At 66.9% G+C, this 13,576-nt stretch carries 12 protein-coding genes; 6 read left to right on the top strand and 6 right to left on the bottom strand.

Features of this window, described 5'->3' with window-relative positions; all coding sequences use genetic code 11:
• Positions 1-49: 49 nt before the first annotated feature.
• Positions 50-1,267, bottom strand: coding sequence for a M20 metallopeptidase family protein (locus tag AC1DX5_RS17875; protein ID WP_478016571.1), 1,218 nt, complete (start codon positions 1,265-1,267; stop codon positions 50-52).
• Between the two features lie 85 nt (positions 1,268-1,352).
• Positions 1,353-2,402: a phytase gene (locus tag AC1DX5_RS17870; RefSeq protein WP_478016570.1), complete on the bottom strand. Its 1,050-nt coding sequence runs from the start codon at positions 2,400-2,402 to the stop codon at positions 1,353-1,355.
• A gap of 81 nt (positions 2,403-2,483) precedes the next feature.
• On the opposite strand from AC1DX5_RS17870, the gene AC1DX5_RS17865 reads away from it, so the two are divergent.
• Positions 2,484-5,288, top strand: a complete 2,805-nt coding sequence (locus AC1DX5_RS17865) for a TonB-dependent receptor (protein WP_478016569.1) — start codon at positions 2,484-2,486, stop codon at positions 5,286-5,288.
• A gap of 54 nt (positions 5,289-5,342) precedes the next feature.
• On the opposite strand, the gene AC1DX5_RS17860 is transcribed toward AC1DX5_RS17865, so the two are convergent.
• The 4 genes from AC1DX5_RS17860 to hflK form a co-directional block, all read right to left on the bottom strand.
• Entirely contained in the window at positions 5,343-7,007 is a 1,665-nt protein-coding gene (locus AC1DX5_RS17860) for a helicase HerA-like domain-containing protein (protein ID WP_465170012.1), read from the bottom strand.
• A 102-nt stretch (positions 7,008-7,109) separates the two neighbouring features.
• On the bottom strand, positions 7,110-8,651 hold the full coding sequence (locus AC1DX5_RS17855) for a Do family serine endopeptidase (protein WP_465170011.1): 1,542 nt from the start codon (positions 8,649-8,651) through the stop codon (positions 7,110-7,112).
• Positions 8,652-8,762: 111 nt separating this feature from the next.
• A complete protein-coding gene (gene hflC / locus AC1DX5_RS17850; protein WP_465170010.1) occupies positions 8,763-9,638 on the bottom strand; it encodes a protease modulator HflC in 876 nt (291 codons plus the stop codon).
• A complete protein-coding gene (gene hflK / locus AC1DX5_RS17845; RefSeq protein ID WP_478016568.1) occupies positions 9,635-10,777 on the bottom strand; it encodes a protease modulator HflK in 1,143 nt (380 codons plus the stop codon). Before hflK ends, hflC begins: the two co-directional genes overlap by 4 nt.
• Positions 10,778-10,847: 70 nt before the next feature.
• On the opposite strand from hflK, the gene AC1DX5_RS17840 reads away from it, so the two are divergent.
• The 5 genes from AC1DX5_RS17840 to AC1DX5_RS17820 all read left to right on the top strand — a co-directional run bounded on the left by AC1DX5_RS17840 (position 10,848) and on the right by AC1DX5_RS17820 (position 13,572).
• Positions 10,848-11,810: an Mrp/NBP35 family ATP-binding protein gene (locus tag AC1DX5_RS17840; protein ID WP_478016567.1), complete on the top strand. Its 963-nt coding sequence runs from the start codon at positions 10,848-10,850 to the stop codon at positions 11,808-11,810.
• Position 11,811: 1 nt separating this feature from the next.
• A complete protein-coding gene (locus AC1DX5_RS17835) occupies positions 11,812-12,243 on the top strand; it encodes a CoA-binding protein (RefSeq protein ID WP_478016566.1) in 432 nt (143 codons plus the stop codon).
• A 71-nt stretch (positions 12,244-12,314) separates the two neighbouring features.
• Positions 12,315-12,788 (top strand): hypothetical protein, encoded by a 474-nt coding sequence (locus AC1DX5_RS17830; RefSeq protein WP_478016565.1) that lies wholly within the window; start codon positions 12,315-12,317, stop codon positions 12,786-12,788.
• On the top strand, positions 12,785-13,129 hold the full coding sequence (locus AC1DX5_RS17825; protein WP_478016564.1) for a hypothetical protein: 345 nt from the start codon (positions 12,785-12,787) through the stop codon (positions 13,127-13,129). Before AC1DX5_RS17830 ends, AC1DX5_RS17825 begins: the two co-directional genes overlap by 4 nt.
• Positions 13,130-13,200: 71 nt before the next feature.
• The gene (locus AC1DX5_RS17820; protein ID WP_478016563.1) at positions 13,201-13,572 is read left to right on the top strand and encodes a hypothetical protein; all 372 of its coding nucleotides are present in this window, start codon (positions 13,201-13,203) and stop codon (positions 13,570-13,572) included.
• Positions 13,573-13,576 lie beyond the last annotated feature (4 nt).

The following is a 13,576-nucleotide window of genomic DNA, read 5'->3' as shown; positions in this document are numbered from 1 at the left end:
TGAGGCTTGGCTAATAGAAGGTCAGCTCGGCGGCAAGCGGCCCGGCGAGTCAATCGAGCCCATTGTCGAGGAATCGCTCGGCAACCGCGCAGTGCATCGCCACACCGCGCGCCATGACCTCCTCCTCGATCGTCATGCGGGTATTGTGCAGCGGCGGATTGGCCGGGGCATCGCTGCCTTTGGGCGCTACGCCGAGAAAGGCCATGGAGCCGGGAATCTCGCGCAGGACATAGGAGAAATCCTCGCCACCCATGATCGGCGCCTGCATCGTGCGCCAGGCGTCGGGCCCACCCAGCTCCTCGGCGACGCTGCGCATCAGGCCCAATGCGCGCGGATCGTTCATGGTGACGGGATAGCCGTCGTCGATCACCACCTCGGCGGTGCAGCCATGCGCGAGCGCGATATGCTCGGCGATGCGGGTGAGGCCCTCGCGCGCCTTGGCGCGGGTGGCGTTGGACAGCGTGCGCAAGGTGCCCTTCATCTTCACCTCGTCGGGCACGATGTTGTAAGCGGAGCCGGCGTTGATCTGCGTGATCGACAGCACCGCCGGATCGCTGACCGGAATGTGGCGCGCGACAAAGGCGCTGAGCGCGGTGACGATCTCGCAGGCGACCGGGATCGGATCGATCCCCTCATGCGGCATGGCGGCATGGCCGCCCTTGCCGCGGACGGTGATGTTGAGCGCATCGGTCGAGGCGAGCAGCGCGCCCGGGCGGCTCCAGAACATACCGGCCGGCGCGTTGGGCATGATGTGGAGGGCGAAGGCGGCTTCGGGCCGGGGCTCGTCGAGCAGCCCGTCCTCCATCATGTAGCGGGCGCCGTGATAGCCTTCCTCGCCGGGCTGGAACATGAAGACGACCGAGCCCGACAGCCGGTCGCGCCGCGCGCACAGCGCACGGGCGGCACCGACCAGCATGGCGCTGTGCGCGTCATGGCCGCAGGCGTGCATCGCCCCGGGCACCTGCGAGGCGAAGGACAGGCCGGTCTCCTCCTGCATCGGCAGCGCATCCATGTCGCCGCGCAGCAGCACGGTGCGGCCATTGTCGCGACCGCCGCGCAGGATCGCGACGAAGCCGGAGGTGCTCGTGCTGTCGCGGAGTTCGAGCGGGAGGCCGGCGAGAGCGGCCTTCAGCTTCTCGGTGGTGCGGTCGCAATGCAGCCCGATCTCCGGGTCGGCATGGATCGCGCGTCGCAGCTCGACCACATCGGCCAGCTCGGCCTCGGCCGCGGCGCCCCAATCCTGATGAAGATCGAGAGTGGCGTCCATCGTACGAGTCCTTTGCTGCATTGCCGAAGGGTGAGCCTACGCCTCGGGCAGCGCCGCTTACAAGCCCAGCCCTACAAGCCCAACTCTACAAGCCCAGGGCCGCCTTGATCTGCCCCCAACGCACCAGCTTGAAGTTCTGCGCCCGGGGCGGGTTGACCCCGTCCTGCGCGATCATGATGCCGTCGGGGAAAGCGGGGCCGAAATCGCCGGTCGCGATCTCGATGCCGTCAGTCTCCTCGGTCGCGCCGAAAATGCCCGGCGCGATGCGATAGCGGCCGACATAGCTATCATCGGCGAGGCGATAGACGGCATAGGCATTGTCGCCCTGGCTGGAGACGACGAGATAGCCGCCATCGCCTTCCTGGGCGATCGCCACGCCTTCGGCATCCGCCACGATCTGCTTGCCGTCCGCGGCGGCGATCTTCACTGGCTCGACCGGGCCGTCGGCGCGCGCGTCGAATCGCCAGAGACCGACATCCTCCTCGGCGACATAGAGTCGCGCGGTACGCGGGTCGGCGACACAGCCTTCGGACTGAGTGGCGAGCTTCATGGTGCGGACGATCTCTGCCTTTGGCATCGCACCGGTCACATCGAGCGCGAGCTGGCGGATCGTGCCGTCCTTCGCGACCATGAAGGCGTAGAGCGCGGTCGGTGCGCGGTATAGGCACATGCCGTACGCCTCGCCCGCGCCCGCCGCCACCTTGCCCAGCGCGGTCAGCTTCGCGGACACAGGATCGAGCGTGAACAGCGCGACCTGCGCGTTGAGCGGATCGTTGCGGTCACTCGCCGCGACGATGATCCGGCCATCATGCTCGGCGAGCGCGACATTGTTGACGCGGCCGGCGTCGTGGAAGTCCCGGACCTTGCCGTCCAGGCCGTAGACATAGAGCCCTGCCTTCTTGTCGGTGCCGACGATCAGGCTTGCCGCCGGGGTGGCCGCATTGCGCCAGATCGCGGGGTCATCGGCCGCGTCCGCATTGGCGGTGGCGACCGCTTCGGTCTCTCCCGATGCCTGGACGGTCGCTGCGGGAAGGGCGTTCGCGATGCGCGTGGCCAGGCTCGTCTCCGTCGCCGTGCAACCAGATAGCAACAAAAGAGTCATTGAAATGTAACGGATATCGCACTTCCAGGTCATGTTCGACTCCTACCGGCGGCTTCGAGGCGCCCGTTCGCACGCGCCGCATAACCGGTCAATTCAGCACAAAGGGGGTCCGTCATGGTTCGCAGGGGAACATTTCTAGGGGGCTGCGCGCTTGCCGCGCTCCTGACACCGATCAATGTCGCGGCAGCGCAGGATGTGCCGGGCGCAGCACCGGCGCGGGGCGAACCGGCATCCGACGACACGAACGATATCGTCGTCACCGGCTCCCGCCCGATCGCGGAATCGGAAGCGTCCGCGCTCGCGGTGCAGAAGAATTCCGTATCGCTCGTCACGGTCGCCGCGGCCGACAGCGTCGGTCGCCTGCCCGACCAGAACATCGCCCAGGCGACCGGACGCCTGCCCGGCGTGGCGGTCGAGCGCGACCAAGGCCAGGCGCGTTACATCTCGCTGCGCGGCGCCCCCAATTACTGGACCACGCTATCGTTCGACGGGATCAACATCGTCAGCCCCGAAGGCCGCGATGCGCGGTTCGATTCCATCCCCTCCGCGATCGCGTCGCAGATCGTGGTATCGAAGGCGGTGACCCCGGAAATGCCGGGCGAGACGGTGGCGGGCAACGTCAACGTCATCACCCGCTCCGCCTTCGACTATTCGGGCGCGCATTTCGCGGGCAAGGCCGGGTTCGGCATCGCCGAGCTCGGCAACCGCAAGCAATATGAAGGGTCGGCCGTCGTGTCCGACCGCTTCAACCTGGGCGGCGGCGAAGTCGGCGTGCTGCTCTCGGGCAGCTATTACCAGCGCGAAATGGTCACCGACAATTTCGAGAATGATTACGAGCGTGTCGCGCAGGATACGCGGCCCGGCAATGCGACGCGTTTCTGGGCGCATGAGACGGAGAACAAGCTGTACCGCCTCACCCGCCGCAACTGGTCGGTGTCCGGCCGCGTCGACTACAAGCCCGATTCCGACAACACCATCTCGCTGCGGTCGATCTACACGATCTTCACCGACGATGAGGCGCGCGACAATTACCGTTTCGATCTCGACGACCGCCAGGGCGACCTCGTCGCCAACAGCGCCGCCTGCCCGACGACGGTCAACACGACCCCGACGACCAGCGGTTACGCCGATATCTGTATCGGCAACACGCCGCAAAAGGGCACGGTCTACGGCATCGATATCCGCCAGCGCTCGACCCTGCGCGCCTTCCGCCAGTCGATCTTCACCAACACCATCGCCGGGGATCATGATTTCGGCGACAGCTGGCACCTCGCCTGGGTGGGCAACTATACCCAGTCGAAGGACGATCGCTCGGTCGTCGGCGAAATCGCCTGGGACAGCCCCAGCACCCGCACCCTGCGCCCTACCGTCAGCTATGATTTCAGCGACCCGAATTTCTCGCGTCTGACGCTGTTCACCACCACCCAGTTGAGCGGTCCGACGCGCTATCAGGCCGGCACGCAAGTGACCGCGATCGACAGCTTCACCAAGCCGCCATCGTCCTTCACCGTGCTCGATGCGGTCGACACGACCGATGCCTATACCGGCAAGCTGGTCCTCTCGCGCGAAACCGCGCTGTTCGGCGGCGACGCCGTGTTCAAGGCAGGGTTCCAGTTCGATCAGCGCACCAAGACCGCCGACGAAGAGCAGATCCTGCTCAGCACGGCGGCGCAGTTCGCCACGGTCGGGCTGCCCAACGACTTCAACCAGTTCGCGCTGAACGATCCCTTCGCGGGCAAGATTCCGCTGGGCTACAGCTTCCATTATTTCGACACGGACAAGATGCGCGCCGTTTCCGAGGCCGCCCGCGCCAATTTCACTTTCGCGCCCAACACGGCCAACAACTACAAGGTTCGCGAGCAGGTCTATGCCGGCTTCGTGATGGGCACGGTGAAGTATGACTGGGGTTCGGTCCTCGGCGGCGTCCGCGTCGAGCATCTGAAGAACCGCGGTGAAGCGATCAAGCTGGTTGGCACGACTCCAAGCGGATTGGTGACCGCAGAGTCGAGCCAGACGTTGGTCTTCCCAAGCCTGCACTTCAATTTCAACGTCGATGACACCAAGAAATTGCGTCTCTCGTTCAACTCGGGCGCCGCGCGGGCTGACTATGATCAGCTACGTCCAAACATCGTCATCAGCGACCCCAACCAGACGATTTCGAGCGGCAACCCCGACGTGAAGCCGGAACGCGCCTATGGCGTTGACGCCTATTTTGAATGGTATGTGCGGCCGCAGGGCTATCTGATGGCCGGCCTGTTCTACAAGAAGGTCAAGGATGTCCTGTATCGTCAGACCCGGAAGTTCGGCTCAAACGAGTTGGACAGCGGCGCGAATATTCGTTCGGGCTATGACTTTTCCAGGATCACCAATGGCGGCGACGGGCGCGTGTTCGGCGCGGAGGTGGCGGCCCAGCTCCAGATCGAGCCCTGGACCAGCGATCTCGGCCTGCCCGGCTGGATGGGCGGCTTCGGCATCTCCGCGAACCTCACGGCCAATGACAGCGAAGTGACCAAGCCGGCGATCGGCACCATCCCGGCGCGCAAGGTACGCCTGCCCGGCACGTCCGACCTGATCTACAATGTCGGCGCCTATTACGAGAAATACGGCCTGTCGCTGCGCGTGCAATATCAGCGCCGTAGCGCCTGGCTGGACGGTATCGCAGACGACCTGACCGATGCCGGCGACACCTATTGGGCGGCGGACGACGAGATGGACATCTCGGCGCGCTACGCGATCACCAAGAATTTCGAGATCTACGCCGATGTCTCGAACGTGCTCAACCAGCCGGGCCGCCGTTACTCGGAGCCGGGCAATCTGCTGACCGCCACCGGCACGCCGAGCGCGACCAGCACGATCCAGACGATCGAATGGGAGCGATTCGGCCGGCGCTATTCCGGCGGGGTGCGAGTCAACTTCTAAAGCCTGGCCATCGCAAGCTGGCCCTGATGCGGGAGAGGGGCGGTGACCGCGCGGTTATCGCCCCTTGAACAGCCCGCCCAGAATCCCGCGCACCAGGCCGCCGACGATGCCGGCGCCCGCGCCGCGCGACGATCCGAACACGGCCTTCGACACTTCGGTCGCGACCGAGCGGCCGACCGCCGAGGAGGCGGAGCGGGTGGCGGAGGTGATGGCGCGGTTCCAGGGCGAGTTGGCGGCGGCGCGTTCGGCCTCCTTCTGCTGCTGGGCGGCGAGCTTCGCCTGGCGGTCCGCCTCGCGTTGGTCGGCGATGCGCTGGCGTTCGGCTTCCTTGGCGGCGCGGGCGTCTTCCTTGGCCTGGAGCGCGGCGGCCTTGTCCGCTTCCGTTTTCGCGGCGGCCTCGGCGGCGGCGGCGCTGGCTTCCTGCGACTTGGCGGACAAGATTTCCTCGGCCGATTCCCGGTCGATCAGCGTGTCGTATTTCGACCCGATCGGGTCGGTCTGGATCATTACGCCGCGCTCGACCGGGGTGACTGGGCCGACGCGCGAGGCCGGCGGCTTGATCAGGGTGCGCTCGACCGGCGCGGGCGCGCCATCGGGCAGGAGCAGCGAGACCAGGGCTTCGCCGACCTTCAGTTCGGTGATCGCCTTTTCGACATCGACGCCGGGATTGGCGCGGAACGTGGTCGCGGCCGACTTCACCGCTGCCTGGTCGCGCGGCGTAAAGGCGCGCAGCGCATGCTGCACGCGGTTGCCGAGCTGGCCGGCGACGGTATCGGGGATGTCGATCGGGTTCTGGGTGATGAAATAAACGCCGACGCCTTTCGAGCGGATCAGGCGCACGACCTGCTCGATCTTCTCGAGCAGCGCCTTGGGCGCATCGGCGAAGAGCAAATGCGCTTCGTCGAAGAAGAAGGCGAGGACCGGCTTGTCGGGGTCGCCGACCTCGGGGAGATGCTCGAACAGCTCGCTCATCAGCCAGAGCAGGAAGGTGGCATAGAGCTTGGGGCTCGCCATCAGCTTGTCGGCGGCGAGGATGTTGACGATGCCGCGGCCCTTGTCGTCCACGCCGATGAAGTCGCTCATCGTCAGCGCCGGTTCGCCGAAGAATTTGTCGCCGCCCTGGCTGCGCAGCTGGAGCAGCGAGCGCTGGATCGTCCCGATGCTCTGCTTGGAGACATTGCCGAGCGTGGTGGTGAGCTCGTCGGCGCGCTCGCCGCAATTGACCAGCATCGCCTGGAGATCGTCCAGGTCGAGCAGCAGCATGGCCTCCTTGTCGGCGACATGGAAGGCGATGGTCAGCACGCCTTCCTGCACTTCGTTCAGGTCCATCAGGCGCGACAGGAGGAGCGGGCCCATCTCGCTGACGGTGGTGCGGATCGGGTGGCCCTGCTCGCCATACAGGTCCCAGAACTGCACGGGATTGTCGGCGTAATGCCAGTCGTCATAGCCGATCTCCTTCGCGCGGGCGGCGAAGATCTCGTGCATCTTGGAGGTAGGGGAGCCGGCCATGGCGAGGCCGGACAGGTCGCCCTTCACATCGGCGACGAAGCACGGGACGCCGGCGGCGGACAGGCCGTCGATGATGCCCTGGATGGTGACGGTCTTGCCGGTGCCGGTGGCGCCCGCGATCAGGCCGTGGCGGTTGGCGCGCTTTAGCTCGAGCTGCTGGCGCTGCCCGTTCGCATTGCTGCCGATGAAGATGCTGGTGCCGTCCGCCATAAGGTCCTCCGGAGTTGGGCCGGCGGTATTGCGCGATTCAGCGCGGGACGGAAGGTGCGGCCGTTAAATTCCTCCCCATCGCCGATGGGGAGGAAAAGAGGCTTACTTGATCTTGACCGCCAGGAAGCGGCCGGGATTCTTGCCGCGCTGGACCAGCAGCGCGATCGAGGTGCGGCCGGCCGCCTTCGCCTGAGTGATGACCCCGGCGAGATCGGCGGCGGTGCGGGTGGGCACGCGGTTCGCCGAGATGATCACGTCGCCGCGCTGCAGGCCCTTGGTCGCCGAGTCGCTCGACTGGTCGACATCGACGATCACCAGGCCCTGCACCGTCGGATCGAGGCTGAGGCTGCGCGCGATGTTCGGGGTCAGCGGCTGGACCGACAGGCCGATTGCATTCGCGCTGGCCTGCTGGCTTTGCGTGCCGCTCTCGGGCAGGCCGTCATCGTCGTCGCCGCCGTTCAGGCTGGCAAGCGTCTCTTCCGATGGACGCGTGCCGACCAGCGCGGTGAGCGTCTGGCGCTTGCCGTCGCGGATGATCTCGAGCGGGACGCGCGTGCCTGGCGCCGTGTTGGCGACGAGATAGCTGAGCGTCTGATCGGGAGTGACATCCTTTCCGCCGACGCGGACGACGACGTCGCCCTGCTTCAGCCCGGCCTTGTCGGCGCCTTCGCCCGGCTCGACCCGCGCGATGATCTCGCCCTGGTTGGCGGGGAGGCCGAACGCACCGGCGATATCCTCGGTGATCGGCTGGATGCCGACGCCGAGATAGCCGCGCTTGACCGCGGTGCCCTTCATCAGCGTGTCGATGATCGGCTTGGCTTCCTCCGCCGGAATGGCGAAGCCGATGCCGACATTGCCGCCGGTCGGCGACAGGATCTGCGAGTTGATGCCGATGACGTTGCCGCCGAGATCGAACATCGGGCCACCGGAATTGCCCTGGTTGATCGACGCGTCGGTCTGGATGAAGCGGTCATAGGCGCCGCCCTGGCCGGTCACGCGGTGCAGCGCCGAGACGATGCCGGCGGTGACGGTCGAGCCCAGGCCGAACGGATTGCCGATCGCGACGACCCAGTCGCCGACACGGGCGCGGGCCGAATCGCCGAACTTCACGAAGGGCAGGCCCTTGGCCTCGATCTTGAGCAACGCGAGATCCGACGCGGGATCTCGGCCGATCAGCTTGGCGGTATATTCCTTGCGGTCAGTCAGGGTGACCTTGATCGATTCGACCGTGGCGCCCTTGGCACCGGCTGCGATCACATGGTTGTTGGTCACGACATAGCCGTCGGGCGAAATGATGAAGCCCGAGCCGAGCGACTGCGCCTCGCGCGTGATCGGCTGGCCGTTATTGCCCTGGCCCTGACCCTGACCCTGGTTGAACTGGCCGAACAGGTCGCCGAACGGGGTGCCGGCGAACGGATTGGTCTGCTGCACGGTCACGCGCTGCGTGGTCGAGATGTTGACGACGGCCGGCTGGAGCGTGGCGACCATGTCGGCAAAGCTCATCGGCGCGCCGGCCTTGGGGGCGGTGGCGGCTATGGTGCCGGGTTCGTTCTGCGCGACCTGACCTGCTGGCGGTTCCAATGTCATGGCGGCGGCGGCGCCGCTCAGCAGCAGGGCACCGGTAATGGCGTAAGCATAGCGCACTTGGGTCGTTTCCTCTCGTCTGCCGTATCGCGACAACCGCCCGTTTTGCGGATGGTTGCTGAACGGCGATTGAATATGAACCGTCTGAAAGCTTCCGGGGAAGATTCAGACTCAGCGGCTCCCCTTGAATTCCTTCAGATAGGCATTGTCGGTCGACAGGACCATCGACGTCGTGCCCTTGGTCGTCGGATCGCCGTCCGCGCCGAACGTGTGCCGATAGGACTGCATCGCCCGGTAGAAGTCGTAGAAGCCCGGGTCCTTGCTGAAGCTCTCGGCATAGATGCGCGCGGCGTTGGCGTCGGCTTCGGCGCGGATGATCTGCGCCGCCTTCTGGCCCTGCGCGATGGTCGAGGCGCGTTCCTGCTGGCGCGCGGTGCGCATCCGGGCGAGCGCGCTTTCGAGCGGGCTGCCGTCGGGCAGGTCGGCATGCTTGATGCGGACGTCGACGATCTGAACGCCATACTGGCCGGCGAGGCGCTGCAGGCCGGCCTGGATATTGTCCATCACCTGGCCGCGTTCCGGGCTGAGCAACGCCGCGAACGGACGCTTGCCGAGCTCGTTGCGCAGCGCCGAGCCGAACAGCGGCTGCAGCGCGTCGATCACGCGCTGTTCGGTGTTGGACGAACTGCCGGTCGAAACCACTGCCTTGAGCGGATCGACGATCCGGAAACGGGCATAAGCGTCCACCTCGAGCCGGAGCTGGTCAGTGGAGATGACCGGGGTATTCTCCAGATCGACGTCGAGCACGCGCTTGTCGACCCAGACGAGCCGGTCGATAAAGGGCACGCGCGCGATCAGGCCGGCGCCGGTGCTGCCGAACTTCTCGTTCGGGCGCCAGCGGTTGATCGCGTCGCCGACCGGCTGCTCGAAGCGCAGGATCACTGCCTGCTTGGTCTCGGGCACGATCGCGAACGTGCTCGCGGCGAGGATCACCAGCAGCATCAGCGAAATGCCGATCGCGACCGGGTTGCGGAAAAGGGCGTTCATTGGCCGCCTCCCTGCACTGGCGCGGGGGTTGTCGCGGTCGCCGCTGGAGCATCCGGCAAACGGCGGGCGGTGCCCGACAGCGGCAGATAGGGAACGACGCCCGAGGCTTCGACGATCGTCTTGTCGGTCTTGGCCAGCACGGCCTCCATCGTCTCGTAATACATGCGCCGGCGGGTCACCTCGGGCGCGAGCTTGTATTGTTCATACACCTTGTCGAACGCGGCGGCCTCGCCCTGGGCATGGGCGAGCACCTGCTGCGCATAGCCGCGCGCCTGGTTGGTCATGCCCTGCGCTTCCTGCTGGGCGGCCGACACCGATTTGAAGTCGTCCATCACCTGCGACGGCGGGGCGGCCTGCTTGATCGCGACGCCCTGGATGCGGATGCCGGCATTATAGCTGTCGAGAATCTGCTGCATCGTGTCCTGCACGCGCAGCTCGATCGCGTTGCGGCCCTGGCCGATCGCGTCGTCGAGCTCGGTCGTGGCGATCACGGCGCGCATCGCGCTCTCCGCGGTGGCGCGCACCGTCTCGACCGGATTGGCGATCTGGAAGGCGTAATCCTGCGGATTGCTGATGTCCCAGCGCACCGAATAATTGAGGTCGACGATGTTCTGGTCGCCGGTCAGCATCAGATTCTCGCCCGCGCCGCCTTCGGCCGGGAAGGTTTCCGTGTTGATCTTGCGCACGTCGACCTTGGTCACGCTGGCGAAAGGCGCCGGCGGGGTGAGGCGGATGCCCGGCTCGATCGTGCCGGCATAACGGCCGAGATAGGTGACGACGCCGCGCTGCTGCGGGCCGATCGCGTGGAAGCTGGTGAAGACCAGCCAGGCGAGCACGACCAGGCCGATGCCGATCGTCCACAGGGTCCTGCCGTTCGGCGTGCCCGGGATGCGCGGGCGGCCGCCGCCCGATCCATTGCCGCCACCGCCGCCGCGGGCACGGCGCAGAAACTCGTCGAGCGCGCTGGGGGCGGCGCCGCGCGGCCGGCCCTGCGGCGGCACCGACCAGGGGTTGCGCGGGCCGCCGTCATTACCGTCGCCCGAACCAGCCTTGTCCGGACCACCGCCGCCCCAAGGGCCTTTCGGATTATCGGACTGAAGGATGGTGAAGCGCTGTAGCCAGCGGGGAAGGGTCGTCATGACTCCTTTATAGGACCGTAGCGGCGGAAAAACAGTGGCAAGCGCCGTTAACGCCCCTATCTGCGCAACGATGACCGATATCGCTGCCCTGAACGCCGCTCTCGACCCCATTGCCGGAAAGCGCGCGACCGCGCGGATCGAGGGCGACAAGGCGAGCATCTTCCTCGACGTGACCGGACTGGACGAGGCGGGCCGCGAGACGATGGAGGCCGATGTGCGCGCCGCCGCCGAAGGCGTCCCGGGGGTCGCGACCGTCCGGATCGCGCTGACCAGCCAGCGCACCCGCCGCCTGCTGATCGCGGTGGCAAGCGGCAAGGGCGGCGTGGGCAAGTCGACCGTCTCGGCCAATCTCGCCATTGGCCTGCAGGCGCTGGGGCGGCGCGTCGGGCTGGTCGATGCCGATATCTATGGGCCGTCGCAGCCGACCCTGATGGGCGTGCAGGGATCGCGGCCGACCGCCAAGGACAAACTGCTCGAGCCGGTGGCGACGCCCTATGGCGTGCCGCTGCTGTCGATGGGGCAGCTCGTCGCGCCCGACCAGGCGATCGCGTGGCGCGGGCCGATGGCGGCGAACGCGCTCGGCCAGTTGATCGATGCCGACTGGGCAGCGCAGGACACGCTGGTGATCGACCTGCCGCCCGGCACCGGCGACGTGCAGCTGTCGATGATCCAGAAGCACAAGCCGGCCGGCGCGGTGATCGTCTCCACGCCGCAGGACCTGGCGCTGATCGACGCGCGCCGCGCGATCGACCTGTTCGCCAAGGCGGGCGTGCCGGTGATCGGCATCATCGAGAATATGGCGGGCTATATCTGCCCGCATTGCGGCGATGTGTCCGATCCGTTCGGCCGGGGCGGCGCGGAAGCCGCGGCGGAAGAGCTGGGGATCGAGTTCCTCGGCCGGATCCCGCTCGACATGGCGATCCGGACGGCGTCCGACGCGGGCGTGCCGCCGGCCAGCGGGAACGGTGTCGAGTCCCTGGCGTTCTCGGGCATTGCCCAGCGCGTGTTCCACTGGATCGAACAAGGACGATAGCATGCCACTGACCAGCGATGCGGAGATCAAGGCGCTGCTCGAGAGCGTGCGCACCATTGCCCTGGTCGGCGCCTCGGACCGGCCGGATCGGCCATCCTACCGGGTGATGCAGTCGTTGCAGGCGCATGGATATCGCGTGATCCCGGTCAATCCGCAGATCACCGGCGAGCATATCCACGGCGAGTTCGTGTTCCGCGAGCTGGCGCAGCTCGGCGATCCGATCGACATGGTCGATATCTTCCGCAATGCCGCCGCTGCCGGCGACGCGGTCGACCAGGCGATTGCTGCAGGCGCCAAGGCGGTGTGGATGCAGCTTGGCGTGGTCAACGAGGAAGCGGCCGCCCGCGCCGAGGCGGCGGGGCTGAAGGTCGTGATGGACCGCTGCCCCGCGATCGAGATTCCCCGGCTGGGCGTGGCGCCGATCGCCGATTGACCGGCGCTGGTCGCGCTTGCGCGCGGGAGGGCCACACTGCATGATGACCGCGACTTCGGGAGTCGCGGATCATGCTGGCATTGCTCACGATTCTGGCGCTCCAGGCGGCGCCGGCCACCAGGCCCGAGCCGGAGCGATGGTCGATCCTGGTGCCCGTGGCGGACGAACCGTGCCGGCCTTCCCGCAAGACCGATGGCGAAGACGGGAACGGCGCCGCCCAGACAAACAGCAACGGCGATGTGGTGGTATGTGGCGACGCGCTGCCGAGCCAGCGCCTGCCGCTTCCCGGAGAAGCCGTTTCCGACGGCCCGGTGCCCGTCAATCGCGACCTGACCGGTCGTGGCGCGCTGGCCGCGGAAGGGACACCGTGCGCGGTTCGGCAGGGCGGATGCCAGTCGAGCTTCGGGCCGCCGATCATCCCGATGATCGTCGGCGCGGCGGGGCTGGTGAAAGATGCGCTGAGGAAGCACCCCGACAAGACGGGCCGGATTCCGATCCCGCTCGACGATCCCCAGCCACCGGCAACCGCCACGTCCGCGAAATGATCGGCACCGCGCTGCTGATGCTGCTTCAGGCCGCCCCGGACGAGGCGCTGGTGCGGTACCGCGAGAAGACGGCTGCCGGGCCGCGTTGCGCCGCCGCCGCGGACCCGGCCGAGGTGACGGTGTGCGGGCGGCGCGACGCCGATCGCTACCGGGTACCGCTGATCGAGCGCGACCCGGCCGACCCGAAGAATGAAGGCGTGCCGATGGAGCGCGAGCGCCTGTTCGCCCGCACCTCCAATTGCGAGGAAAAGTCGGTCTTCCTGGTCGGCTGCGGGAAAGCGGGCGTTTCGGTCGGCACCAATGGCTTCCATTTGGCCGGGGAGCGTCCGCTCGCGCCCTGACAATATGCGCAACCTATTGAAGGTCCGGCAGTTGTGATTCCCGCAGGCGAACAGGGACTCCAAACATGATTATGCTCACCATGTTGCTGATGGCGGCTCCGCCGGTTGCGGATCACGTGCGGGTGAAACGTCCGGCGGTGGTGCGCACGGTGAAGGCCAAGCGCAAGGTTCGGCGCCTGCGCAGGCCGATCTCGATGTCGGTGATCAAGCCTCGGACGCTCGGCTGTGCCGGCGACCCGATCTGCGTCACGGGGAATTCCCAGTCGCGCTATCGCCTGCCCCTGCCGCAGACGCCCGAACCGACGACCAAAGATATGGCGCTGGCCGAGGACGGCACGCGTTGCGCGCTGATCGGCCAGACGATCTGTCCGCGCCGGACCCGCACCATCATCCATATGGGCGAAGCGGCGCCCGGGGTGCCGGCCTCCGCCGTGATTAAATGACCGC

It is taken from the genome of Sphingomonas sp. P2_B6 (assembly GCF_056404755.1).
This window is presented reverse-complemented; position numbering and strand designations above follow the sequence as displayed.

Excerpts from the sequence above, each read along its gene's own strand:
- AC1DX5_RS17840 (WP_478016567.1), top strand. The coding sequence starts at position 10,848 with ATGACCGATATCGCTGCCCTGAACGCCGCTCTCGACCCCATTGCCGGA.
- hflK (WP_478016568.1), bottom strand. The coding sequence starts at position 10,777 with ATGACGACCCTTCCCCGCTGGCTACAGCGCTTCACCATCCTTCAGTCC.
- hflC (WP_465170010.1), bottom strand. The coding sequence starts at position 9,638 with ATGAACGCCCTTTTCCGCAACCCGGTCGCGATCGGCATTTCGCTGATG.
- AC1DX5_RS17860 (WP_465170012.1), bottom strand. The coding sequence starts at position 7,007 with ATGGCGGACGGCACCAGCATCTTCATCGGCAGCAATGCGAACGGGCAG.
- AC1DX5_RS17865 (WP_478016569.1), top strand. The coding sequence starts at position 2,484 with ATGGTTCGCAGGGGAACATTTCTAGGGGGCTGCGCGCTTGCCGCGCTC.
- AC1DX5_RS17835 (WP_478016566.1), top strand. The coding sequence starts at position 11,812 with ATGCCACTGACCAGCGATGCGGAGATCAAGGCGCTGCTCGAGAGCGTG.
- AC1DX5_RS17870 (WP_478016570.1), bottom strand. The coding sequence starts at position 2,402 with ATGACCTGGAAGTGCGATATCCGTTACATTTCAATGACTCTTTTGTTG.
- AC1DX5_RS17875 (WP_478016571.1), bottom strand. The coding sequence starts at position 1,267 with ATGGACGCCACTCTCGATCTTCATCAGGATTGGGGCGCCGCGGCCGAG.
- AC1DX5_RS17830 (WP_478016565.1), top strand. The coding sequence starts at position 12,315 with ATGCTGGCATTGCTCACGATTCTGGCGCTCCAGGCGGCGCCGGCCACC.
- AC1DX5_RS17820 (WP_478016563.1), top strand. The coding sequence starts at position 13,201 with ATGCTCACCATGTTGCTGATGGCGGCTCCGCCGGTTGCGGATCACGTG.
- AC1DX5_RS17825 (WP_478016564.1), top strand. The coding sequence starts at position 12,785 with ATGATCGGCACCGCGCTGCTGATGCTGCTTCAGGCCGCCCCGGACGAG.